The sequence below is a fragment of the Bradyrhizobium sp. 139 genome, from assembly GCF_023074175.1.
Lineage (GTDB): Bacteria > Pseudomonadota > Alphaproteobacteria > Rhizobiales > Xanthobacteraceae > Bradyrhizobium.
This window is the reverse complement of record NZ_JADPKS010000069.1, coordinates 1-22,299: the sequence shown is the minus strand read 5'-3', so window position 1 is coordinate 22,299 and position 22,299 is coordinate 1. Positions and strand designations below refer to the sequence as shown.

The 22,299-nt window shown below is 61.1% G+C and carries 24 protein-coding genes and 1 tRNA gene; 5 read left to right on the top strand and 20 right to left on the bottom strand.

Annotated elements, in window-relative coordinates:
• The first annotated feature begins 134 nt into the window (after positions 1–134).
• Complete coding sequence (locus tag IVA80_RS15700; protein ID WP_247431546.1) at positions 135–515, top strand: hypothetical protein; 381 nt, start codon at positions 135–137, stop codon at positions 513–515.
• On the opposite strand, the gene IVA80_RS15695 is transcribed toward IVA80_RS15700, so the two are convergent.
• A complete protein-coding gene (locus tag IVA80_RS15695; protein ID WP_247431543.1) occupies positions 475–2,034 on the bottom strand; it encodes a beta-(1-6) glucans synthase in 1,560 nt (519 codons plus the stop codon). The two genes, IVA80_RS15700 and IVA80_RS15695, sit on opposite strands and share 41 nt — an antisense overlap.
• Positions 2,035–2,360: 326 nt before the next feature.
• On the opposite strand from IVA80_RS15695, the gene IVA80_RS15690 reads away from it, so the two are divergent.
• The 3 genes from IVA80_RS15690 to IVA80_RS15680 all read left to right on the top strand — a co-directional run bounded on the left by IVA80_RS15690 (position 2,361) and on the right by IVA80_RS15680 (position 6,363).
• Positions 2,361–2,957: a beta-1-3, beta-1-6-glucan biosynthesis protein gene (locus IVA80_RS15690; RefSeq protein ID WP_247431540.1), complete on the top strand. Its 597-nt coding sequence runs from the start codon at positions 2,361–2,363 to the stop codon at positions 2,955–2,957.
• 214 nt (positions 2,958–3,171) lie between these two features.
• Positions 3,172–5,838 (top strand): glycosyltransferase, encoded by a 2,667-nt coding sequence (locus IVA80_RS15685; protein ID WP_247431537.1) that lies wholly within the window; start codon positions 3,172–3,174, stop codon positions 5,836–5,838.
• Positions 5,839–6,287: 449 nt separating this feature from the next.
• Positions 6,288–6,363, top strand: a tRNA-Lys gene (locus IVA80_RS15680).
• Between the two features lie 252 nt (positions 6,364–6,615).
• Here the strand turns inward: IVA80_RS15680 and IVA80_RS15675 are convergent.
• From IVA80_RS15675 to IVA80_RS15665, 3 genes are all read right to left on the bottom strand, one after another.
• Complete coding sequence (locus IVA80_RS15675; protein ID WP_247431532.1) at positions 6,616–6,783, bottom strand: hypothetical protein; 168 nt, start codon at positions 6,781–6,783, stop codon at positions 6,616–6,618.
• Positions 6,780–7,313, bottom strand: coding sequence for a hypothetical protein (locus IVA80_RS15670; protein WP_247431529.1), 534 nt, complete (start codon positions 7,311–7,313; stop codon positions 6,780–6,782). The genes IVA80_RS15675 and IVA80_RS15670 overlap by 4 nt, the downstream gene beginning before the upstream one ends.
• Before the next feature lie 455 nt (positions 7,314–7,768).
• Positions 7,769–8,614 (bottom strand): hypothetical protein, encoded by an 846-nt coding sequence (locus tag IVA80_RS15665; protein ID WP_247431526.1) that lies wholly within the window; start codon positions 8,612–8,614, stop codon positions 7,769–7,771.
• A 153-nt stretch (positions 8,615–8,767) separates the two neighbouring features.
• Between IVA80_RS15665 and IVA80_RS15660 the strand changes: the two genes are divergently transcribed.
• Positions 8,768–8,947, top strand: coding sequence for a DUF2158 domain-containing protein (locus tag IVA80_RS15660; RefSeq protein ID WP_256467410.1), 180 nt, complete (start codon positions 8,768–8,770; stop codon positions 8,945–8,947).
• 359 nt (positions 8,948–9,306) lie between these two features.
• Here the strand turns inward: IVA80_RS15660 and IVA80_RS15655 are convergent, their stop codons facing one another.
• The 16 genes from IVA80_RS15655 to IVA80_RS15580 form a co-directional block, all read right to left on the bottom strand.
• A complete protein-coding gene (locus IVA80_RS15655) occupies positions 9,307–9,567 on the bottom strand; it encodes a hypothetical protein (RefSeq protein WP_247431523.1) in 261 nt (86 codons plus the stop codon).
• A gap of 102 nt (positions 9,568–9,669) precedes the next feature.
• On the bottom strand, positions 9,670–10,455 hold the full coding sequence (locus IVA80_RS15650) for a hypothetical protein (RefSeq protein WP_247431492.1): 786 nt from the start codon (positions 10,453–10,455) through the stop codon (positions 9,670–9,672).
• A gap of 98 nt (positions 10,456–10,553) precedes the next feature.
• Positions 10,554–10,871, bottom strand: coding sequence for a hypothetical protein (locus tag IVA80_RS15645; protein ID WP_247431488.1), 318 nt, complete (start codon positions 10,869–10,871; stop codon positions 10,554–10,556).
• A gap of 276 nt (positions 10,872–11,147) precedes the next feature.
• Positions 11,148–11,972: a hypothetical protein gene (locus tag IVA80_RS15640; protein WP_247431485.1), complete on the bottom strand. Its 825-nt coding sequence runs from the start codon at positions 11,970–11,972 to the stop codon at positions 11,148–11,150.
• Positions 11,973–12,278 (bottom strand): hypothetical protein, encoded by a 306-nt coding sequence (locus tag IVA80_RS15635; protein WP_247431482.1) that lies wholly within the window; start codon positions 12,276–12,278, stop codon positions 11,973–11,975.
• Positions 12,279–12,332: 54 nt separating this feature from the next.
• Complete coding sequence (locus IVA80_RS15630) at positions 12,333–12,767, bottom strand: hypothetical protein (RefSeq protein WP_247431480.1); 435 nt, start codon at positions 12,765–12,767, stop codon at positions 12,333–12,335.
• 13 nt (positions 12,768–12,780) lie between these two features.
• Complete coding sequence (locus IVA80_RS15625) at positions 12,781–13,788, bottom strand: DUF5309 domain-containing protein (protein ID WP_247431477.1); 1,008 nt, start codon at positions 13,786–13,788, stop codon at positions 12,781–12,783.
• Positions 13,789–13,793: 5 nt separating this feature from the next.
• The gene (locus tag IVA80_RS15620) at positions 13,794–14,732 is read right to left on the bottom strand and encodes a hypothetical protein (RefSeq protein ID WP_247431474.1); all 939 of its coding nucleotides are present in this window, start codon (positions 14,730–14,732) and stop codon (positions 13,794–13,796) included.
• A 442-nt stretch (positions 14,733–15,174) separates the two neighbouring features.
• A complete protein-coding gene (locus tag IVA80_RS15615; RefSeq protein ID WP_247431470.1) occupies positions 15,175–16,149 on the bottom strand; it encodes a tail fiber protein in 975 nt (324 codons plus the stop codon).
• Positions 16,149–16,499: a hypothetical protein gene (locus tag IVA80_RS15610; protein ID WP_247431467.1), complete on the bottom strand. Its 351-nt coding sequence runs from the start codon at positions 16,497–16,499 to the stop codon at positions 16,149–16,151. Before IVA80_RS15610 ends, IVA80_RS15615 begins: the two co-directional genes overlap by 1 nt.
• 578 nt (positions 16,500–17,077) lie before the next feature.
• Positions 17,078–17,983 carry a hypothetical protein gene (locus tag IVA80_RS15605; protein ID WP_247431465.1) on the bottom strand — a complete coding sequence of 302 codons (906 nt, stop codon included), beginning with the start codon at positions 17,981–17,983 and terminating at the stop codon, positions 17,078–17,080.
• Positions 17,976–19,184 (bottom strand): AAA family ATPase, encoded by a 1,209-nt coding sequence (locus tag IVA80_RS15600; protein WP_247431462.1) that lies wholly within the window; start codon positions 19,182–19,184, stop codon positions 17,976–17,978. The genes IVA80_RS15605 and IVA80_RS15600 overlap by 8 nt, the downstream gene beginning before the upstream one ends.
• Entirely contained in the window at positions 19,181–19,438 is a 258-nt protein-coding gene (locus IVA80_RS15595) for a hypothetical protein (RefSeq protein ID WP_247431459.1), read from the bottom strand. Before IVA80_RS15595 ends, IVA80_RS15600 begins: the two co-directional genes overlap by 4 nt.
• 196 nt (positions 19,439–19,634) lie before the next feature.
• Positions 19,635–19,862: a hypothetical protein gene (locus IVA80_RS15590; RefSeq protein WP_247431457.1), complete on the bottom strand. Its 228-nt coding sequence runs from the start codon at positions 19,860–19,862 to the stop codon at positions 19,635–19,637.
• Positions 19,863–19,944: 82 nt separating this feature from the next.
• The gene (locus IVA80_RS15585; RefSeq protein WP_247431454.1) at positions 19,945–20,445 is read right to left on the bottom strand and encodes a hypothetical protein; all 501 of its coding nucleotides are present in this window, start codon (positions 20,443–20,445) and stop codon (positions 19,945–19,947) included.
• A complete protein-coding gene (locus IVA80_RS15580) occupies positions 20,445–21,722 on the bottom strand; it encodes a site-specific integrase (protein ID WP_247431451.1) in 1,278 nt (425 codons plus the stop codon). The genes IVA80_RS15585 and IVA80_RS15580 overlap by 1 nt, the downstream gene beginning before the upstream one ends.
• Positions 21,723–22,299: the final 577 nt, after the last annotated feature.

Here is a 22,299-nt window from a genome sequence, read left to right as displayed (position 1 = left end):
GTGCAGAACCGGTTGAATCCTCGCACGTTCCCGAGAAAATGGTGGAGCGCGCTTTGCTTGGCGGCGGGCGCGCGGGAACAGAAAAATCTGCCTCCCCTGTTGCCCGCCCGCGCCTTCCCGACCATATTGCGCCCATGACAAAAAAGCCCTTCCGCCTCACGCCCTACCAGGTGCAGTTCCTGATCGTCGTCGGCTTCGCCAGCGTCGGCTATGCGCTCTATCTGCGCTATCTCGGCATCGAAAACTCGACTGTCGGGCTCGCCTGCGATGCCGGGCTTCAGACCCTGATCTGCAAGGCGCGCTCGGTCTCGACGGTGCTGTTCAAGAATTCGGTGTTCGGAATCGTCGCGCTGGTGGTGGCGACGCTGAATCTGATGCGACCGTCGATCGTGCTGCTCACCGTCGGCATCGTCGCCGCCGGCCTCGGCATCGTGCTCTACAATGTCGTGCTGTCGGGGCTGGCGATCGGTCTGCTCATCCTTGGATTTGCTCGGCCCGCGCCCGCCACAGCGTGAGCGCAAACAACAGGTAGATCGCGCAGGTCCACAGCGACTGCCAGTTCTCGCGACCTTCGCTGATAAGAATATACGCCGCCGCCAGCGCGAGAACACCTGCGAACACGGCCTCTGCAATCGGACGCTGGCCGATCTGCGGCCGGTTCAGCATCAGGATCGCGAACGGCACCACCGCCATCGTCAGCGAGGCGTAGGGGAAATCGTGGTAGCGCGGATCGAACACGAAGCCGAGCGCGGTCTGCGCCGCGATCACCGCGGTCACCGCCAGCGTCAGGCCGAGCACGGCCGTGAGTTTTGACCATTTCCGTCCCTCGCTCGGGCCGAGCAGATCGAGGAATGTCGGAAGGCTGCGGCCGATCACTATCGCCTGCGCGCAGAAGATCGGCGACAGGATACCGGCCAGAAGCAGCGCGCCCCAGTGCAGCCAGCCGGCCACGCCGTAGCTCTCATAGTACATCTTGTCGGCGCCGATCCCGAGCAGGATGCCTGCTGAGGTCGCCGAGATACCGACGCCGAGCCAGGCCGAGAAGCGCGGCGTCCACGGCCGCCGACGCAGCGTGAGGCCGGCGACCGCGAACACCAGCACGCAGAGGCCCATGCCCGCGCCCATGTACCATTTCCAGTACGGGAAATTGCTGATCGGCTCGCCCGGCGGATATTTCAGGCTCCGGCGCACCGAGTCATAGAGTCCCCAATAGCCGCCGACGGTGCCTTCCAGCTTGCGCTTCCAGGGCTGGTCGTAGGACTCGATCAAATTGACGCGGAACTTCTGCGCCTTCGCCAGGCTCAGGATTTCCGAGACGACGCGCGCCTGGTTGGTGCGCGACGGCAGCGCGCCCTCGCGCATGCGCCCTTCGCTGGGCCAGCCGGTTTCGCCGATCAGAATTTCCTTGCCCGGAAACGCCACCGCCATGCGCTCACGGATCGCCTCGACATGGCTTGCTGCGAATTTCGCGCGGACCGGAACGTCTTCCCAATAGGGCAGGATGTGGATCGTGACGAAGTCGACGGCGTCATAGACCTCGCGATGCCTGAGCCAGAACTCCCAGACGTCGGCATAGGTGACGGGCACGCTGACCTGCGCCTTCACCGAACGGATGATGGAGACGAGGTCCGCCGTCGTCATCTCGCCGCGCAGCAGCACCTCGTTGCCGACGACAAGCGTGGTGATGATGCCGGGGAAATCCTTGGTGAGGCGGACGGCGAGCGCGACCTGTTCGAAATTCTTGGTGCGGTTGCTGGAGAGCCAGATGCCCTGGAGCACCTTCAGCCCGCCGACCTTGGCGGCGATCGCCGGCACCTGGTCGAGCCCGTTCTCCATCGAATAGGTGCGGACGCAGTCGGTGATCTCCTTGAGCTGGCGCAGGTCCTGCTCGATCTGGTCGGCCTCGATATGGGTCCAAGCGTTCAGCGGCGTCTGCTCGCCGCGGAACGGCGCGTAGGAGACGCATTGAACTTTGTCGCTCGGATCGATAGGCGCGCGCGCAAGCGTGATCGGCGTGGCCAGCCACCACCACACGGCAGCAATCGCACCCAATGAAACGAGCAGAAGCGCCAGTGGCGTACGAAGAGAAATTGGTTCCGTCCTCCGCGAAGGGCCGTCGATTACCTGCTCGCAAGCCGTCTGCCAAGGGGGGTGTCCGGAATGGATCCCTCCCTCCCCTGAGGAATTTACCTGCGGCCGTTCGACAGTGGCCTAGGATCGTGACTTTGCTGGACAAAATTTGAAATTCAGGTCATGGACTCGGGAGGACTTTTCCGCCGCATTGGAGACCCATTTGGACGCCATCACCGGCGGGTCCGCGAGGTCCTGACGCGGACGGTCAGCTGATCATTGGGGAATTCATGCGGCAACGGGTGTTCGAGTTACGAAATGCGATCCTGCGGCAGTTCGCCGCCACCTTGGCCGTCTCCTCCGTGCTCGTCATGGTCGGTCTCGGTGGCGCCTCCGCCCAGAGCGGCACGCCCGCCCCGGACCAGGGCAAGGCAGCCGCCCAGCCCGCCGATGCCGCCGCCAAGGACGCCGCCCAGAACCAGCGCCGCACCGACGAGTTCGCCGAAGCAGCCCAGGTCATCAGCGGCCCGGCCGGCAACCCCGAATGCGTCTGGCTCGGCCGGCGCGTGGTGCGGCTGATGTGGCGGGATGACCTCGATACCGCGTTCCGCCATCTCGACCTCTACGATCGCTTCGGCTGCCCCGGCGGCCACATCCAGGCCGCCTTCCGCTGCCTGACCCGCTTTGGCGGCCAGATCGATCCCAAGGTCGCCGAGACCCTGGACAGCCGCGTGCACGCTTGTTGGATCAACCCGGCATCGCAGCCGCAGCAGGCAGCCGCCAGCGCCTCGCAGGCGACGGCGCCGACGTCAGGCAATTCGCAAGCCCCGCAGCCGGCCGCGAGCCCTTCGCCTGCGGCAAGCCCGACACCGGCGCCCTCGAAATAGCCGCGATCGTTTCAGCTGCCGTTCAGGAACGATCGGCGATAGAACCGGTTGGCACTGCCGCACATTCCACAACTGCCATGCCCTCATAAGGTCATGAGGCCGTGACAGTTGTGAAACCGCGCGGCAGAGGTATGCTCCATTTGCCGCGGACTCGGTCGGATTTCGGGGTCGGATCCGCTTCCCTGCCACCTCAGCCCCTTTTGGTTTTGCCGCGATGCGCGTTGTCGCCGCCGTTTTGTTGCTCGTGACCGCGCTCCACGCGGGCATCTGGGGAGTCCTGCGCGACAAGGAACCCGCGCCCGACTTCAAGGGCCTGTTGCCGAGCGTCTCCTACGCGCCGTTCGAAGGCGCGGCCCACCCTGACATCGACAACATTCCGACTGTCGAGAAAATCCGCGCCGACCTGAAGACGCTGTCGACCATGACGCGCGCGATCCGTCTCTATTCGTCCACCGGCGGCGTCGAGCTGGTGCCGCCGATCGCGGCCGAGTTCGGCCTCAAGGTCACCGTCGGCGCCTGGATCGACAAGGACAAGGACCGCAACGAGCGCGAGATCAAGGCCGCCATCGAGCTCGCCCGCAAGAACAGCAACGTCAACGGCGTCGTCGTCGGCAACGAGGTGATCTACCGCGGCGAGCAGAAGGTCGAAGACCTCATCGAGATGATCAAGAAGGTCAAGGGCGCGGTGCGCGTGCCCGTCACGACCGGCGAGATCTGGAACATCTGGCGCGACAATCCCGACCTCGCCTCCAACGTCGACTTCATCGCCGCCCACGTGCTGCCCTATTGGGAAAACTTCCGCTCGGACCAGGCGGTCGACCAGGCCGTCGACCGTTACAATCTCCTGCGCAATCTGTTCCCCGGCAAGCGCATCGTGATTGCCGAGTTCGGCTGGCCGAGCCAGGGTTATAATTTGCGCAACGCCGAGCCCGGTCCGTTCCAGCAGGCGCTGACCTTGCGCAACTTCGTCAGCCGCGCCGAAGCCATCGGCATGGAATACAACATCGTCGAAGCCATCGATCAGCCCTGGAAGTTCTTCGAAGGCGGCGTCGGCCCGTACTGGGGCATCCTCAACGCCAGTCGCGAGCCGAAATTCGCCTGGACCGGCCCGGTGGAAAACCCCGACTACTGGAAGCTGATGGGAGTTGCGCTGCTGGTCGGCATCCTGTTGTCGCTGCCGATCCTGCGGCTGGAGCAGCCGACCGCCAGGCAGGCGTTCCTGCTGTCGGCGACCGCCAATGGCGTCGGCGCCTGGGCCGCGACCGTGTTCGCATTCTGGAACGGACACTATTTCATCTTCGGCTCGGCCTTCGCGCTGACGCTCGGCATGATCCTGCTTGTTCCCCTCGTCCTCATCGCGATGGCGCGCATCGACGAGATCGCGGCGGTGGCTTTGGGCCGGCCGCCGCAGCGGCTGCTCTCCAAGAGCAAGCCGGTCGAGAACGTGCCCGAGAATTACTACCCGAAGGTCTCGATCCACATCCCCGCCTATTTCGAGCCGGTCGAGATGCTGAAGCAGACGCTCGATGCGCTGTCGCGGCTAAACTATCCGAACTACGAATGCGTCGTCATCATCAACAACACGCCGGACCCCGCGTTCTGGCAGCCGATCCAGGACCATTGCCGCGCGCTCGGTGAACGCTTCAAGTTCATCAATGCCGAGAAGGTGCAGGGCTTCAAGGCCGGCGCGCTGCGCATCGCGATGGAGCGTACCGCCGCGGATGCCGAGATCATCGGCATCCTCGATGCCGACTATGTCGTCGATCCCGACTGGCTGAAGGACCTCGTGCCGGCTTTCGCCGACCCGCACGTCGGCCTCGTGCAGGCGCCGCAGGAGCATCGCGACGGCGACCTGTCGATCATGCACTACATCATGAACGGCGAATATGCCGGCTTCTTCGACATCGGCATGGTCCAGCGCAACGAGACCAACGGCATCATCGTGCACGGCACGATGTGTCTGATCCGCCGCGCCGCGATGGACATGGCCGGCGGCTGGTCAAGCGACACGATCTGCGAGGACAGCGATCTCGGCCTTGCGATCCAGGAGCTCGGCTGGACCACCCACTACACCAATCACCGCTATGGCCAGGGCCTGCTCCCGGACACCTACGAGGCCTTCAAGAAGCAGCGTCACCGCTGGGCCTATGGCGGCCTCCAGATCGTGAAGAAGCATTGGCGTCGCTTCCTGCCGGGCGCGAGCCGGCTGACGCCCGACCAGAAGCGCGAATATGGTCTCGGCTGGCTGAACTGGCTTGGCGCCGAAAGCCTCGGCGTGGTGGTGGCGCTGCTCAATCTCATTTGGGTGCCGATCGTCGCCTTTGCCGACATCGCCATCCCCGACAAGATTTTGACGCTGCCGATCATCGGCGCCTTCATCGTCTCGCTCGCGCACTTCCTGTCGATGTACCGGCTGCGCGTCGCGATCAAACCCGGCCAGATGCTGGGCGCCATGATCGCCGCAATGAGCGTGCAGTGGACGGTGTCGCGCGCAGTCGCGCAAGGATTGATCACCGAGCACATTGCATTCGCGCGCACCTCCAAGGGCGGCCTGTCCAGGATGTCGATCGAGTTCCAGGCGTTCTGGGAGGCCGTCATCGGCGCCCTGCTGCTGATCGGATCCGGCGTCCTGATCGCCTCCAACAGCTTTCGGCAGATCACCGAGATCTACATCTTCGCCGGCGTGCTGGTGCTGCAAAGCCTGCCCTTCCTGGCTGCGGTCGCGATCGCCATTCTCGAGCTCAGCCGCATCAACTCGTTCCAGTTCTGGCGCGACAGCGCGGTCCGCACGGCCGAACTGATCGGCCTGCGCCCGGTCGCACTGCCGGCCCCCGGCACGCCGCAGCCGGTGCCGAACGAGGTCCGGCGGGAGGCGAAGTGACGCTGCCGTCGCCCGCGGCACATCGTTCGAGACGCCCGCCGACGGCGGGCCCTCAGGATGAAGTCGCGTTTTGCTGCGAGATAAACCCTCGTGGTGAGGAGCCCGCCAAAGCGGGCGTCTCGAACCATGCAGGCCGAGCTCATCCGGCAGGCTCCTCCCTTCGCGCCGGCACGCTATCCCCGCAGTTCGCCGCGGATGACACCCCGCCAATCGGGTTGAAAATCCGGACCTAAGCCGCGGATACCGCGAGAAAATCCCCGCCCCTGCCGCGAGTTTTGGCAGCCACCCCTGCTATTGACCTCGGCGCCCCATCCCCCTACACAGCGCGGGCCGAAAGCATGATCCGGAAACAGCCGGTTTTCCCCGCGATGCAAGTGACGCGTAGCGGCAAGACATGCTTCTCGAATGTCCGAAGACGATGGCGATCGCAAAGCCATCAGCGGCCATGGGAGCGCGTAGCTCAGCCGGTAGAGCACGTGACTTTTAATCACGGGGTCCTGGGTTCGAGCCCCAGCGCGCTCACCAAGCAAAAACAAATACTTAGCAGAAAATTTAAGCCCCCTCTTCTAATCTGTAAAATCTCGCGTGCACACACCATGCACACGGGAGAGCATTGATGCTTCGCGCTCTGTTGGTCGCGTTCGCCGGCCAGGCCGCCATAGGCGCCGTGCTGTTCGTTGTCATTCTGTGGAGGGAGCGCGTGAAGCGACGCTGCGAAGCAGATGAGAACGGAGCAGGCCCGCCAGCGTGAACCGGCGGGCCTCTCGTCTCAGCGGATCAGGTGCACTTTAGAGTCTCCTTGAGGAGATCTAGCCGAGCCTGAATTTCCAGCACGACACGATAGATTCCGTCGATGGCCGTATCTGCATCGGGGCCGGCCAGAACGATGGCTAGCAAGCCAGTGAGGTCTGTCATCTCCTCGATGAGATCAGCGGGTGCGGTCATGCCATCACCGTATGCTGCCAGTCTTGCCAACCAACCTGCTCTAACAGTCCGTCATGGTCGCCGATGCCGCTCTCGGCGTGCTCCAGTTCAAGGTCGCGCCGGCAGCCGGCGGCCCAGCGGGTTTGATCGCCGCCCCCCATCGACGGATCGCAGCTGCCAAGGGATGGCTCGTCGTCGAGGTCATTCTCTGCCGGGTCGTCGTCCTCCAGCTCGCTGTCGTCGCCTTCGTCCTCAGGCTCCAGCTCCATATGGTTGTCGGTCTCGTCCAGAAACTGGATCAGCCGGTCAATCTCGTCTCTCGCCTCCTTGCGGAGTCTGCCGATGGCCTGGAAGATTTGTTCGGGGGATATGTCGGTCTTTACGTACAACGCGCCAGCGGACTCCGCTGGGCTTTCTAGGGACGCTTTCATGGTGGTGCTTTCGGTTTGGCTTCTCACAGCCGAGCCCAGTGACAGACTGGGCAGCCGGGGGGTGAGAACCTGCCGAAAGACAGGTCGTCGCGCTTTTAAGCCCGCGAAGGCTCTGGACATGGCGCAACGCCCCCGGCATAAAGCCAGAACGGCGCGCCCGCCAAGGCGCTCCAGTAGCGCCCTAGCAAGCCCGCCAAGGCCTGCTGCGCTTTCGGCAGCAATCGACGCCATTCGATCGCCAGCCTATTTCGGTCCGGGTTCTCACACCCACGGACATGCTTTCACTGATTTGCTTAAAAATCCATCCCCTTCCGGGGCGCCTCGGCGCGCTTCTTGCCATAGAGACCTCCCAAAGCATGGAGGCGTGCACCGATGGCACAACGAGCTCGTATTCTTAGACGCCCAAGACCCAGTTTGAAGCATGTCGCGCGCGAGCTGGTCAGATTGCTGGACGCGATCGACGAGCTTGAAGACCTGAAACAAAGGGTCCAGCTCGCCGAGGCCGCGCGGGTCCTGCATTAGGGCGCCGGAAAGTCGTTAAGAAATCCCACGTCTCCCGCGAGGCCGCTCGCGCGTCAGCCCCAGAGGCCGCGGCTGACCGTGTCGCCCCTGGTGCCTGAGCCGTCGTCGTATAGCGCCTCATCCAGCGACACCAACGGACTATCGCCGAACTTGGCATACTTGGTCGGGAAGAGACGGTTGTGCGCGGCCACGTAGGATTTGACGCGGGCTCTAACGTCTTCACGTTTCAAAGCACCTCTCAGCAGATCCTCAAAGATGGCACTGACGACATCATCCCTGTCGGGGAAGTTCGCCGGCAGCATGGCGCGGATCACATAGTAGTCGTTGTCTTGCTCTCGACGTCGCTGAGTACGAACTCGAGTCCACCGCAGCTTTTGTGCTCGACGTTGCGCCCCCGCGATCACCGCCACGGCCAGTGAATTGATCTCGGAGTCGTCGCGCCGAAGTTGCGTAAAAGTCACGTAGGACATCACATAGCTGCCGTTGGCACCGTTGTAGACGTGGCTGAGGGGCGTCTGCCTCTTCAACAGATCCAGCACCTTAGCTCTGCTCTCTGGTGTTACGACACCGGGGCGCTTATGGCGGATTGATCGGCAAGTCCTGCAGTAACGGGCAACACAATTTCCCCGCTTCTGGACGTGGATGATTGCATCTGCGAGCGAGTGGCCGTGCTTGCAATGCGTGCGGTGTCGATAGCCATTGCCTTTTCGATTCTGAGCGGCCCTCGCGTTGGCTGCGATCAGAGGCCGCGCTTCCGCGGCATAGTCTAAATGGGTTTGAAGATAGGCCTCCAATCGCGCTGGCGTTATCGCGAACATTCTCGGCGTCTTCCCGACGCGCAAGCCCTCCATCAGCCGGGCCGCAGTCTCGTCGGTTATCCTGTACAGCGTCGCTCCCATGCTCGCCTCCACAACGCGCAGAATTGCGCTGTGGAAGGGCGCGCCTGAGTCGGGGCGGGGCGATGGCTAAGAGCCTAAATAAGTGTGTATGGAGGCATTGCCTTCAGCTGCCCGTTGCGGTTGAGTGGCCTGATATGAGGGAGGGCACATCAGATGGCACAACTAAACAAGGGCGATACTGTTCGTTTGAAGTCGGGCGGCCCTCTTATGACTGTTGGCGAAACAATCAATGGAAATTACGACTGCTTCTGGTTCAATAATGTGGACGGAGAGTGGACGGTGAAGTCTCAGATCTTCTCGCCCGAGCTGCTAAAGACATCACAATCGAGCTAGTCCTCTGGCGGCAGACCGTCAGCCTTTTTATATGGACAGATCGCCGGTAACGTTTTGATTATACCAGAGAAGCCCGCAAGGATTAGCGGGACCATGGTATCGCGTGAAAGCTGTTGGACGTGCGGGCTAATGAAACCCGTAATGATGAGCAGACTTGAACAAAAGCTGGCGGCGCTGAAGAGAACGTCACCTTTCTCTGTCAGTCGCTCCATATGGAAAGATGGGGTTCGCGACGTAAAGACGTCCCACAGGACGTTGATGCCCAAGAACAAGCTGATCCAGAACAGATAATAGGTTGCAAGATCGGCCGAGTTTGACGGCGCAAGGGTGAGATTAACCAGCCCGCTAAGCACGCGACCTCAGCGAAAGAAGATCCCCTTTGCGATCGCACCCAAAATTCCGCCGCTAATTGCAGCGTAATCGAGCACATGCGGTCTCATGTGATCGAGGAAATCGCGGGCAGTAATCGCAAAGGCAACGTCAAGCGCGCCGAGTGCAGCCAAGGCCAAGCCCGCCCCGGCCACAGCAGCCTTCGCGAAACTCACGAAAATGAGAAATCGCGTCCAAAACGCCGGGAATGTCATCTTTTGCTCGGTGGGGGCAGGGAAAATGGTGGGCACGGCTAACCCCTCCATATGGCCGCTATTCGCGGATCAATGTCAACTGCGAGTTGAACGCGGCAATAGGCCGTTAGTTTCTGCCGATATGGACCTATTGGTAACTCATACTACCGAAGTCTTAACGGTCCGGAAAGGCGCATTACAGGATTCCGAGCGTCCATAGTCCAGCCGCCGGCTGAAGTCGCTGGCGGCGTTGAGAGCCGAAACTATCTGGATCAGGAACGGGTGCAGCAGCCCGCCACCGATCAGGGCTTCCGCATCAGCGTCGCCCACGTCAGCAGCTCGTTTCAGCAGCCCGTCTATCTGCTCATCAGGTCGCCGGCCGTGCCGATTCCCAATCGCGTAGACGCAATTCGCAATGCTCCCCAGATCCTCCAGGGCGCCCGCAAGCTCGTCTCTGATCCAGCCCGCCGCCTCCTTAGCGGGTGCAGCCGCGAACTCCACGCCGCGCGGATCGATGATATACTCGCCCTCAAGGCCAGTCAGCAGACAGGGCGCACAGATGATGTTCAAGGCGGGCACGCATGCTTGCAGGATGACACCATCCGCCCGCGGTTGCCGTTCGCCAGGTCCATCAAGCGTCAGGTCAATGGGGTCGATATTCTCCTCGCCAAGCATCGCGAACTTCAAAGCGATGTGGGGGGAAAGCGTCCAGGACAGCCCGGTCCGGTCGCCGCGACGCTGGCCGCGAAACAATTCTACGGCCTCGCCAACATAGGGCGGCATCACCTTGCGCAACAGCGCAAAGAACAAATCACCATCGGTCACGTATCTGCTGAACGAGACCATTGACCAAGCCTCGACGAAACGTCGCTGCGCTCGGGGATGGATACAATCAAGCGCGAGAATGGCCTTTGCGGCCTCACGCCAGAGCTTCCGCTCCGCCAAGAGGTGAAAGCTCCTGTAAGAGATCGCCGGCGTATTTCTCGCCACCAGGCACCTTTCGCCAGTGATACAGGCCTCAACCAGCCGATCGATCGCTGAACTCAATGCCTCGTCGTCCCGTCCGGCGCCGGCAGCGTGCTGAGGGCAACCCTGTCATAGGCCAGCCCGATCAGTCGCTGCGCCATGTCGTGCAGCAGTTCGGCGTCCTTGTCGCCGCGGGCGAAGCAGACGGCAGCCGCGGCGTGGAGCGCGCGGCCACAGGCCAGCAGGCCGGGAAGCTCCATGTCTTTAGCGTCCACCAGCATTTGTGCGATCTCTGCGCTGAGCTCCTTGCCCACGGGGCCGGCCGAAACTCGCCTGACCAGTTCATGCTCAAGGCGCAACGCCATTTCACCTAGATCGGCGGTGTTAGCAGACATTGATCCTGTTCCTCTCTCGTCAGTTGCTGGTGGATGCGCCGTAGATCCTCGGCGCCGTCTTCCCATGGCTTTCCGGTAAACCGAGCCCACCGTCTGATGGTGGCAACTTCCGCCGGGCTCAGTCCTGGGTCGCCAATGCGCACCGCGCACTCCGACACCATCCTTTGATGAGCGATCATGGCAGTGCGCCATTCCGGTGAGCCCGGAGGCGGGGGAGCAATGTCCGTTCGCTCCAGCGCAGCTTGCGCTGCAAGTCGCTCGCCCTCGAAAGGGCTTTCAAGCCGCTTCGCGATCTTCTGCCGGCGTGTAAGCATCTGCTGCCCTCGCTATCAGTTCCTGAATGCGGTGATCCCGCAAGAGAACGGGCGCCCCTGACAGAGCCGCCTGCATCTCGTTGTCGCTGAAGCCGACAGCGGCAAAAGCAGCGGGAATCGCTTCCCACCCCTCAATGCCGGTGGCCTTCTGTGCGATCGCGAGGCAAGCCGGGCTAGAGAGGTTGATTGGACTCGGTGACGACCAAAGCTGTTGAAGCTCCTGCTCGTTTGAGCCCACGCTCTTCAACATGGCGACGACCTTGGCCGTTTCTTCCCGGCCCCAATCTGGGCGATCGATATTAAAGGCGTCATTCTCGGCATCGCACTGTCGTTTCCACGCCTCAAGCTCCTCGCCGCATGCCGCTTCGTAGATGGACCTCAGCCCCTGAGCGTAGGCATAGCTCGCCTGCCACTCAGGGCTATGCAGCACCGTCATGTCGTCCACTCCCTGAAACTGTTGAATGGCTCGGGCAATGAAGTCGTTCATCTCGGACAGACAGCGTAACTGGTTGCCGGTCGCGGCATATCGAGCTTGCCTAACTTCGGCGAGATCAGCGTAAGGCCGCTCGATCTGGCCCGCCGCTTGGTGGACTGTCACCGCCGCTCGTTTCTTGCGAGGCGCGGGACGCTGTCCAGCAACCCGGTCAGAAAGAACGGCCGCCGCGTCGTCGAGAGATAACCACTTACCCTTGGGGCTGGATACTAGAGCGGAAGACGTTCCTGTCTCTTCGGTGAAGACCGGAGCAAGCCGCTCCGCCGCTTCTGTCAGGGTTAGAGCAGTGGTCATTTAGATGTTTCCTTTGAAGGTGCGGAACGCAGCGTGGCTGGAGTCATTCAGAAACCGTTTGATGAATTTGCGGTCGCGCTGCTTCATCGGCTCTGCCAGTTTGTCGAAGAATAGATTGAGCGGTAGACGCGCAACCACCTTGCCGTCACCGAACCTCTGTCCAAGAGAGTCGTTGAAGTCTTCGCGGTTGGCCGCAAGCAAATCGTCAACCGGCGTCTCGGTCTTGACCACCCACGCGTCGCCTATGTCCATAAAATAGGTCACGGTGCCGTCATCGTCGCGCGAGAGAACTTTCCAATCTTCCATTGGTAGCTTTGCTCCGTAAGAGAGAGCGGCCCGAAGGGCCGCCCTCTAGTCGCGTTAAGGCAGATCCGCCATCGTCGGCACAGTCGCGCTGACGACATGCCCGACAACATTCCATGTCACGCCGTTAGCGCACTCAATACGAACACGAGTTCCCACGTCGGGCGTTACGACGGTGAACTTGGCATTGGAGCTGCCGTTGCTGCGAACAGGAACAAGTTCGTCAGCGCCGGTACCGGAGTCTGCGTCCAGGTGGACGACGCCGCCCTTGTAGTAGTTCGTGTTGGAGCCGGTGCTGATGATCCAGTTCTGAGCATCAGCAGCAGCACCAACATAGGCGAACTCAAACCACAGACCGGTTGCCGGCGTCGGCAGAGTAATCGTGCAGGTCGCGGTCAGGTCCGGCATGTAGTGAACCAAGCCAGCATTGTCCGGGTCCACGGTGTAAGTCGCCGCGTCCGGGACCGAGATCGGAAAGTGAGTAACAGGCATATTCGTTTTCCCTTTAGGTGCTGGCGGTGAGGCCGAAGGTGTCAGCGACGGCGGTACAGGCTTGCTCGTTCTTCATGACCAGGCAGAATTCAGTCACGACAGCCCGTTTCTCGGCGTCGCCGGTCTTGGCAAGCTTTTCCGTCCCCATCGCGCGGAAGACGCCGCGAGCGACGTAATCCGGGTCAATGACCAGGACGTTGCGCGAAGCTGAAGCGTTCAGCATCACGCGGTTCGGCACCACCGCCAGCTCACCGAAGTCGGACAGGTACATGTCCGCCGCGGCGACGATGGTTGCCTGCTTCTTGCCGTTCGCAGGCGTGCGCTGCTGAGCGACGTTGGCATCCGCCATGAAGGTGGAGAAGATGCGCTTGTTGTACGGGGAGACCATCACCGTGGTCGGATTGCCGCCTGCGTTGTAGCAAGTGGAAATCGCGGTATCGAGCAAGGCCTTGGTAAAGGCGCGCTGGGTGCCGTTACCGGCAGCAGCCACCAAGCCCGTGCCAGAGTTGAAGCCGCCGGACGTGCCGGCGGCACCCCGCAGGCCGTTGGTAGAAGTCGCAGAACTAATCCAGGCCGGAAAGCCAGCCGAGACACGGCCAGTGGTCGAGCTGCCAGCCGAAGACGCGACGTTGGAGACGAGAGACAGCTCCACGTCCTTCTTGATTTCCGCGCCCATCTTCGCGAGCTGGTAGCCAAGTTCCGACTTGCGGCCGGCTTTGTCTGCCTTCTCCTGGGACTGCGAAACGATCAAGGTATCGCTCGCAATCTGTGTGAAGTTCTGCACGCGAACCGTAGGAGCCTTGGTCTGGAAAGCGAAGTCGTCGCCTTCGACCTGAGCGTTGGTGGCCGGCGCGCGGAGAGTGTCCGTCTGCCAGTCATGACGAGTTGCGGAGACGGGAGTAGAGCCGATCATGGACACAAAGGGGGTATCCTTCGGCGAAATGTTGTAGACAACATCCTCCAGGTCTTCGCGGTTACCTACACGATCGTAGGTCTGCAACGTTCCGGAAACGACAGTCATTGAGTTTAGTCTTTCATGCGTTGGGCGATGATCGCTGCTGCGTCATCCAATCGCCCGGTGTTTGCGAATTGCTCGAACTCGGTACGGGTGGCGCGGGTGGACCTTGCGGCCCTGTCCATGCGCCGGTTGCTTGTCAGCACAGGCACGCCTGCAACCTTGTCCTTGACCTTCGGGACCGATTTGACGGCCTTCTGGTATCGGGTTAGGTCACGAACAATCCTGAAATTCCGCCAATCGTTCAGCATGGCGTTAAGCTCCTCAACTGAGCAGCCGTATTCCGCCATCGTATCGATCGCGTCTTCCTGGAATCGCCGGGCTTCCTTCGCGTTCGCCAGATCCGGCATGACTTCCAGCAATTTCTCTTGTTGCTGTTGTCTTGCCATTAGCTGCCGATGCATGAGATCGCGCCCTTCGGCGTCGCGTGCTGCCTGGGCAGCCTCGACTTCGTTACGAGCGGCTTGTTGGGCGTGCGCTATGACGCCCATTTTAAATTCGTATTCCGCCTGTTGGTCTTTCCATTGCTGGGGGTCAACATCGACCAAGTTAGAGTCGGGTTGTTGAGGCAGCAGGAAGGCGGCAACCACGTCTAGCGCTTGGCGCAATTCTGCGACCAGACCGGCATGGTGTTGGGTGTGAGCGCGAACGTCCTCAAAGCGAGCCCGCTCTTCAGCGAGGGCCTGGGTTTTCGCGGTAAACGTTTTGCGGCTGATATAGCCGCGCTTCAGTTCGGTTAGCGAAAGTTCGGCGCCGTCCTTGAGCTTGATCTTCGTGTCATCGTTCAATGCAGGCGGATCGACTTCCCTCTCCGCAACGGCAGGCGTGCGGCGTTCGGCCGGGCCGGCATCGTCGTGGAGTTCAGACGACAAGACTTCCGCCGCGGATGCGACGGTTAGCTCGGTAGATTCAGAATTGACGGGCGCAGATGCGCGGGCGTCGGCTTCCATTCACCTTGTCCTTGTTGGTCCAAAAAGGCGGCAAGGGAAAAGGAAAAACCCCTGCCGCCAGTTCTGGACCTCGACCGGGACGGAGATCCCAGCCAAGCGCTTAAAATCTAAACAACCCATGCGACATCAGGAGCTGCATAAGTCGTGCGCTCCTTTCCGTCTAAGGCGAGACGCGTCGCAATCCGCAATGCGGTCTCTCCAGGTTGGAGTACATACGAATTCGTTTTGCCCCCAAGCGGCGAGCCCTTCGCATCGGTCAACCTGACTTCGTTGCCGTCGAAAGTGTAATGGACTTGCATCACGGCGCCGGGATCTCCGGTTTCCTCGTCCGGGGCGCGCGTCTGTGCCGAAGTAGAATAGACAGCCGGCCTCAGCTTACGCGGCTTCGGTTGCTTGCTCGCGCTATGCGCCCTGATCTTATCAGCCCAGCCTGCCATCGCGATCAGATGACCCTCAGGATCTTGTTCAGGATGATAGTCGGCTGCGTGTTGTTGTGCGCGTTGCCACTACCAGCGGAGGCGTTGGTGATTGTAATGCTGGTTGTCGCCGAGCTGGTGTTGCTACTAGTTGGAATGTTACCAAAGGCGCCGCCACCGCCAGTGTTACCGCTGTTACTGGGTATGGTGACCGGATGAGAGTGGCCGGGGTCACTTAGGCTGTTAGCGTGGCTATGCGATGCAAGCTGTGCCGTCGTCAGCGTATGGCTTTCGAGGCCACCGGTTGCGCCGAGGGTGGTCGAATTGCCGCCGAAGTAGGATGACGTCAGGCGCGTTGCCGACGCTTCCTTCATCGCGATCACGCGGCCCGTCAAATCAGGCGCATTGAAGGTTGTTGAGCCGTCGCCACTGCCGTAGGTAGTGCCGACAAGGCTGAAATAGGTCGCATAGGTCGAACGGCTGATCGCCTGACCAGCAGGGAAGACAAAGCTGCTGTTCGGCGTGGTCGAGCCAGTGAAGTCGATCACACCACCAACCGGGATGCTGTACGGATTCCCAAAGAACCCTTGCAGATAGAAGGCAGCGTCGCTGCTGTTGTAGACCGCAACGTAAGGCGTGCCTTGGACCAGGGTGCCCGCCGCCAGTTCAACCGAAGGCGCCGAGCGGAGGGGCTTCGCACCTAGACCATCAACGTTGAGTGTGGTTGTCCCGCCGCTGGTCGTGTGGGGCGTGAACGCGATTATCTGGCCGTCCATACGGGCCAAGCTGTCGAAAACCGAATGCGACGTGACGGCGAATGCGGTGCTCGTCCCAGAGGTGGCAATCGCTCCCGAGATATCCGTGCCCCACATGCGAAGCGCCGCCATGAGCGAGCGGGCAGAGTCGTTGATAGATGAAGGCGATTGGCCCTCAAGGTAGTTGATTGTCGGATCAGCGTTGCCGTTGATCCCCGCCGTCTCGCTCCAACGATAGAAGGGCATCAAGCGTGCTCCATCGACTTGGGGACCACGGGATACACGCGCACCACGCGCTCACCGTCGAGGCGCAAGGGTAGTGGTTTCAGGCGCCAGTGCTGCGCAGGGTCAAAGGGCTGGTTGTCCTCGTTCTCGATCGGCAGCCATACGCCGCCATCCTCATCTTTAGACGGCTTGAAGCCGGTAGCGACCAACTCGCCGCCGCGAACCAGGCAATACTGCTGCTCGCCCACCGGAAAGCCCTCAGCGACCAGCGCTGCGTCTGCAAGCGAGCGCAGGTACGCCGAGACAGTCACGCCCTTGCGCTCGGCAGCGGCCTTCAGAAGCTCCTCGCGGGCATATCGAAACTCTGGCATCAGCGGTGCACGCTCCAAATCATCTCTGACGAATGTAGTACATTTGGCAAGAACACGTAATCTTTTATCACGGCAAAAGGCACTTTAAGCCAGCAATATCCGTCTGTTAGGTAATCCAATGGAATTCCTGCACACTGTATGCACACAACTGGCAAAAGTCTGCGTCAAAATGACTCAGGCTGCGATTGTCTCGCGATCACATTTCGCCGGACGCGAGCGAGGTTCGGCATCTCGCCAAGAGGCCAGCCCAGCTCTCGGTCACGAACGGTAACGTCACGGTCACGAACGGTAACGAGGCGTTACCCGGTCACGAAGTAACGTCACGGTTCTCCCCCCTATAAGGGGGAGACCGGACCGTTACCGTGACCCGTGACCTCGCGCGCGCGTAGTTGTTTCGTTTGGCTCAGGCGGGGAGACATTTCCTTCAATCTCCCAACTTGGACCTTTGATGGCACGGGGGCGCAATCTTCCAACCGCGTTGCTGCATCAGCTCCAGCGCTGCTCTTACCTGCATGTCCGAGATCTGGCACAGCGGCGTGTGAGCCTGGAGCATTCGTGCAAGCTCGCCGATATCGGTTTCAGACAGCATGGCGCGCCCCCAGGTAGTGCTTCCTCAGCGCGGTCTCGATGATCCCGAAGACTGCTTCCGGCATCTCATCCGATGGCGCGATCTGTTCGATAAGCTCCGACACACGGGTGATGCGCGCCCATGCTTCGGGCGTGAGGTCCGCTGGCGGCTGGGTTGGCTGGTAGGTAAGCTGAGCTGGCGTAGAGGTGGGCTCTGCCGCTCGTTCCCGGCGATCAAGTGTCCTCGTCCGTCCGTCCACCGAACGCATCAGGTCGGCTACTGAGGCGTCAGCGCCGTCGCCGAGATCGTACCCAACGCGCACGCTTTTCGCGCCGTTTGCACGCGCCTCCTGAGCGGCTCTCTCGATCGCGGCATTGTACTCCGCCGTATCCTGCGGAATGAGTGAGCCATCCTCCCGCAACATCGGATGGACGATCACACGGACTGGGTTTTCCCATCGGATGGAGTTGGCGGACTGGACGCCAATCAGCTCGATCTTGTTGATGCTCTCGCCTTCCTGGACGTTCTGGCCCAACAGCTCCATCTTGTCGCCGTAGCGCTTGGGGAAGAGCCGGCTGGCGGTCCACTTCAGGGTGTCCACCTTCAGCCGATCCCGCTGCACCTTGGCGTGATTGGCAACGGCGGAGGTCTTGCCGTCCTTGCCCTGGTCCAGGATTACGTCTCCAGACTCGTCAAAGGCGATAGTCAGGATTTGCTCGGCGTAGAAGTCCATCAGGGCTTCGCGCGCTTCCGCGAACCGCTTCCGGAACTCCGGGTTCGACGCCAACCACCGATAGACGGTGACGCGACCGGGCATCCCTTCGTCGGCGCAGATCTTCAGGAGACCTTGGCCGTTCACCATGCGATCGCAGATCGCGTCCACGACCTCGGGGCTGTATTCTGAGGGTCTAGCCATTGTTCACCTTCCAAATTCCGGCGTACTCGCGGACCATGCGCTTATCCTTCAGCGCCATCCTGATCTCGTAGTGGCGCTGCTTTGTCGCGATGCCCTGTTCGCGAGCGAGATCGTTCCAAGCGTCAACGGTCAATCCCTCGGGGCCGGCCTCTGATAGCAGCCGGTACATGACGCGCTGATTGGTGGACAGTCGCGGCTCATGACCCTTCGGCGTAGATCGGCCAGGTTCAACCTCAGCTACGATGTTGACCGTGATCGGGTCGCCATCCTCGTCAGTGCCGAACTCGTGCACCTCCGACGTGAAAGAGAACAGCGGCCCCTCTGGCATATCGTTGGCTTTGACGACGGTGGCGGTCTTGACGCTGTCACCGGAAATGGCAACTTCCACGTCAACGTCACCGCGGAAGGCATTGGAGCCTCGTGCGCCGCGGCTCTCGTCCTTCCCGGTGTGTCCGACGATGGCGAAGTGAGGTCCGCCGCCGCCGTATTTCATGGCCTCCTCACGGATCATTGCCAGATGGGTGAAAACGCGTCCCTGATCCTTGGCCTTGTCTTCATCGCCGCCACCGGCAGCAATTGCCTTCGCGAAGGTGTCGAAGATAACCAGATCAGGCGCACCGCCGCCGAAGCAGAAGCCGGCGCGATCCAGCGTCTCATTCACCTTCTGGACAATCGCCGGGTTCATGAGATCAACCAGGCTGGGTACTACCGCGATGTTCAGCAACTCATCCTCAGCAAGGCCCAAGCGCTCCACGTGGGCCTTGAGCCTGCGCCGAACAAGATCCGCCCGCTCAAGTGCGAAGTAGAGAACGTTTCCACGCCGCTTGGCCTTGTAGCCATGCCAATCCGTGCCACGGGCGACACAGATCGACAGTTCGGCGAGCAGCGCGGACTTCATTCCTCCCGGCGGGGCAATCCATGCTGATGTCTCACCCTTGGCGACGATGTTTTTGACTAGCCAACGCTTCTCAGCAGGACGTGCCGAGAAATTCTCGATCAGTTGGATTTCAAACCCTCGTCCGGACGTAGCCGCATCACGCCTCTGTATTTTGGCGTCGAGGTCGCGATTTTGCCGGCGGCGCTCGGCATCCTGCAAATGTGCCTGATACTGAATCTCGGCAGTGCCAGGATGCGTATGCGGGAACGGGTCATCCGGGTCTGGCGGGGGGATATCGCTCTCGAACTGGTTCTCATGCTTCATTCGGCACCCATCAATTCCGGGTACACCAAATCGAGCGCGCCCATTTCCTCCAGCTTGGCGTCAACCTCGTCCGAGGTCATGGTGCCGGCCTTGAGAGCTAGGCCGATCTTGGTCGCCTCGCTGTCGAGCCAGCGGGCGCGGCTGCACACAAAGCGCAGGCCGGCAAGCTGGAGCGTCTTGCGGATTTTTGGGTCTGTGACGATTAGAGGGCGGACTTTCTGTTCAGGATGAACAGAAATTCGTTCGTGCATCATCGCATCGCCTCCAGGAAAACGAGAGGAGCGATTGCTTCAGCCATTGCCGCGTTCATGGCGTAGAGGCGGACGAGACGGGAAGCTTGAAGTTTGCGAAGCGGAGATGTAGATTCCGAACAGATCGAAGCGCCAGCCAGATCAGACTTCGGAGCCCCGCACGCCGCCAGCGTTGCGGGGATTTCCATGTGGGGCTGCATCAGGCCGCAACCCCCTCGCCGGCATCCGAGGTCGATTTGCGCTTGCCGGCTGCAAGCCAGGCGTCCATGTCGTCAAGGTCGTAGCGAATGACGCCGGCCTTCTTGATGAAGATCGGCCCGCCCCCCTTGCAGCGCAGCTTGTTAAGATAGCCCTCGCCGAACCCGGAATAGGCAGCGGCGCCTTTCACATCGACAGGCGGTCGATGCGTCTTGATAGTGTTGTCCATCTGTGAGCCTCGGTAGTTGGTTGTTACCGACAGCAAGATGCACAAGTTCAAAATTGTCAGCACACCGCGATTGCGCCAACAATCAAACGCTAGGTTTTGCCTCCCAAATGGTCCTGACGGCGCGCGGTGTCATGCCCCACGATCGCGCCACGGCTGCAATGATCTTCTGCCGCTGCCGGCCGTACAATCGAGGCAGCGTCTCAGTAGAGTAAAGCTCCCCAGAAGCCCTTCTGTTATTGCGCACAGCGTTGATCGCGGCCTCGACTCGAATAGGAAGATCTTGTGGAATTCTCTTTTCCGGGTTGAGGCCGTATTCCGAAACGATCGGATTATATTTCCTCCGATACTCCAAGAGCCTTTCCGGTTCCCAATCAAGGTTGCCCAACTCAGTTGGGGCTCGGCCGGCCTTGTCCTTCGCCCAATCTACTCCCCGCCTCTCAAGCTCGCGGTTGATGCTCGCTTCCCATTGCTTCTTTCGCGCTGCTCGCGCCCGCTGCTCGCAATCCTCGCGAATAAGCGCCGCATCCTCCGGCGGAATGTCCGGCTTGCGACCAGCACCTAGCCTTCTGCCCCCGCGTGGCATCAGGCCTGCTCCCGGCGCTCATCAAATCGAACCACGTTCCCTGCCGGCCGATTGAGGATCATCTTGACCATGCCAGCCAGAGCCTCGAAGGCCTGCCGCTTCTCATCCAGGTACTCATACCGATCGTATGTCTCGCGCACGCCGCCGATCACGTGCCCCATGCACCGCTCGGCATGGTCGGCATCAACCTTGGCGCGGCTCATCAGGCTGCGTCCGGTGCGGCGCAGGTCGTGAAGTTGCCACTGCTTCATGGGCGCCCTGCCCTCAGCCTTGCGGATCTTGGCAACAATCCGGTCTAGTTCCTTCTTGGCCTTGCTGAAGCCGCTGAAGGCCTTGGCGCCGTCCGACTGCCCGCCGCTGCTCGTGGTCGAAAAGACGTACCAGGAATTGGCCTTGCAGCCGGCGGGCTTCTCCCCGATGAGCTCGCGGATGGCAGATGTCACGGGGATAACGTGATCCTGCTTGTTCTTGTATCGCGAGCCGGGAATGATCCAGAGATCGCCTTCCAGCTCGTCGGTATGCATCCGGGCGGACTCATTCCGCCGCGTCATGGCCAGCAACAGTGATTTGACGTAGCGCGGATAGCACGCCGGCTGCTCGATCTGCTCCAGCGCAGCCCATACGTCCCTGATCTCATCGTCCGCCAGAGTACGCTTGCGCGCCCTCTCCTTCGGCTTCGTCTTCGCCATGCCGCGGACGATCGGTGATTTGAACTCATCGTCCTGCACCATCTGCCAGTTGAACGCCTTGCGGACGTGCGCCAGCACCCGGTCAGCCATCACGGGGCCGCTTTCGGTCTTGATCTCGTTCAGCATGGTCGTGATGTCGCTACGCTTCAGGTCATAGATCGACTTATCCCCAATCCGGGGCCGGACATGGTTCGTGAAGGCGGCCTTGACCTGATCACCGCTGCGCAACCCCTCAACGTGGTCCTTCTCGAAGGCATCGAGCACGACGTTGACGGTGTTGATGGCGGCCAGCTTCTCCCGCTTCGCCTCCGCACGCGATTCCTGAAGCTCCGCTTGAGGGTCTTTCTTGCCTGCAACCTCTCCCGCCGCCTTCTTGGCAAGGTCTCGGGCCTGCTCGGTGGTGATGCTGCCGTGCAGACCCAAGCCAAGCCAACGCTGCTTGCCTGTCGTCTTGTCGCGGTAGCGATATCCGTAGGTCACGGCGCCGCTATCGAGACGTCGAGCAACGAACCCCTTCACTTCCTTGTCCGCGAGGATTTGCCCCGCAGTCATCCGGTCCACCTGCGTCTTGCTGATCTTAATCTGCATCGCCTGCCCCGTGCACACATAATCGTTACGTGGTCCGCATGCACACTGTATGCACACAGCGTCGGGTCAACGCAAGGCATTTCTCGGCATCTATCGCCAAGCTATGAAAAGGCTGCTATTGCTGTGTTTCAGGCGACTTTTGGGAGAAGATGAATGTTTGCAGAAGCTTGGTCAGTGTGCAAAGCCATAACTTTTAATCACGGGGTCCTGGGTTCGAGCCCCAGCGCGCTCACCACTCTTCAAGTCATAATCTCCGGCGGGACGTGGGATGCGGCGCGTCTTCCCGGCTGAATGCACGGTCATCGTGACTCTAGGAAATTTCCCAAGCAGCTAGTGGCCCATTGATCTCGCGCTCTGGTTGCGCTTGGATGGACCTAACCGGGGGTTTCCAATATGCGAGTTCTAGCTGTCGTGGCGCTGGCCGTCGCGTTGTGCGGGTGTGCGATCCAACGAGCACAAGTTGCCCAAGATGGTAACCGTCCGGTGAGGGCCGCGGGATAACCGCGTTGGCGCGGTGGCCCGATCAGGCCGCGGACTGAACAGGGGTTTTCTTCCAGTCCCAAGGCAGCAGCTCGTT

Bases quoted from the DNA above. Each gene is read 5' to 3' on its own strand.
- IVA80_RS15700 (WP_247431546.1), top strand. From the start codon at position 135: ATGACAAAAAAGCCCTTCCGCCTCACGCCCTACCAGGTGCAGTTCCTG.
- IVA80_RS15690 (WP_247431540.1), top strand. From the start codon at position 2,361: ATGCGGCAACGGGTGTTCGAGTTACGAAATGCGATCCTGCGGCAGTTC.
- IVA80_RS15685 (WP_247431537.1), top strand. From the start codon at position 3,172: ATGCGCGTTGTCGCCGCCGTTTTGTTGCTCGTGACCGCGCTCCACGCG.
- IVA80_RS15675 (WP_247431532.1), bottom strand. From the start codon at position 6,783: ATGACCGCACCCGCTGATCTCATCGAGGAGATGACAGACCTCACTGGC.
- IVA80_RS15670 (WP_247431529.1), bottom strand. From the start codon at position 7,313: ATGTCCAGAGCCTTCGCGGGCTTAAAAGCGCGACGACCTGTCTTTCGG.
- IVA80_RS15665 (WP_247431526.1), bottom strand. From the start codon at position 8,614: ATGGGAGCGACGCTGTACAGGATAACCGACGAGACTGCGGCCCGGCTG.
- IVA80_RS15660 (WP_256467410.1), top strand. From the start codon at position 8,768: ATGGCACAACTAAACAAGGGCGATACTGTTCGTTTGAAGTCGGGCGGC.
- IVA80_RS15645 (WP_247431488.1), bottom strand. From the start codon at position 10,871: ATGTCTGCTAACACCGCCGATCTAGGTGAAATGGCGTTGCGCCTTGAG.
- IVA80_RS15640 (WP_247431485.1), bottom strand. From the start codon at position 11,972: ATGACCACTGCTCTAACCCTGACAGAAGCGGCGGAGCGGCTTGCTCCG.
- IVA80_RS15635 (WP_247431482.1), bottom strand. From the start codon at position 12,278: ATGGAAGATTGGAAAGTTCTCTCGCGCGACGATGACGGCACCGTGACC.
- IVA80_RS15630 (WP_247431480.1), bottom strand. From the start codon at position 12,767: ATGCCTGTTACTCACTTTCCGATCTCGGTCCCGGACGCGGCGACTTAC.
- IVA80_RS15625 (WP_247431477.1), bottom strand. From the start codon at position 13,788: ATGACTGTCGTTTCCGGAACGTTGCAGACCTACGATCGTGTAGGTAAC.
- IVA80_RS15620 (WP_247431474.1), bottom strand. From the start codon at position 14,732: ATGGAAGCCGACGCCCGCGCATCTGCGCCCGTCAATTCTGAATCTACC.
- IVA80_RS15615 (WP_247431470.1), bottom strand. From the start codon at position 16,149: ATGCCCTTCTATCGTTGGAGCGAGACGGCGGGGATCAACGGCAACGCT.
- IVA80_RS15610 (WP_247431467.1), bottom strand. From the start codon at position 16,499: ATGCCAGAGTTTCGATATGCCCGCGAGGAGCTTCTGAAGGCCGCTGCC.
- IVA80_RS15605 (WP_247431465.1), bottom strand. From the start codon at position 17,983: ATGGCTAGACCCTCAGAATACAGCCCCGAGGTCGTGGACGCGATCTGC.
- IVA80_RS15600 (WP_247431462.1), bottom strand. From the start codon at position 19,184: ATGAAGCATGAGAACCAGTTCGAGAGCGATATCCCCCCGCCAGACCCG.
- IVA80_RS15595 (WP_247431459.1), bottom strand. From the start codon at position 19,438: ATGATGCACGAACGAATTTCTGTTCATCCTGAACAGAAAGTCCGCCCT.
- IVA80_RS15590 (WP_247431457.1), bottom strand. From the start codon at position 19,862: ATGGACAACACTATCAAGACGCATCGACCGCCTGTCGATGTGAAAGGC.
- IVA80_RS15585 (WP_247431454.1), bottom strand. From the start codon at position 20,445: ATGCCACGCGGGGGCAGAAGGCTAGGTGCTGGTCGCAAGCCGGACATT.
- IVA80_RS15580 (WP_247431451.1), bottom strand. From the start codon at position 21,722: ATGCAGATTAAGATCAGCAAGACGCAGGTGGACCGGATGACTGCGGGG.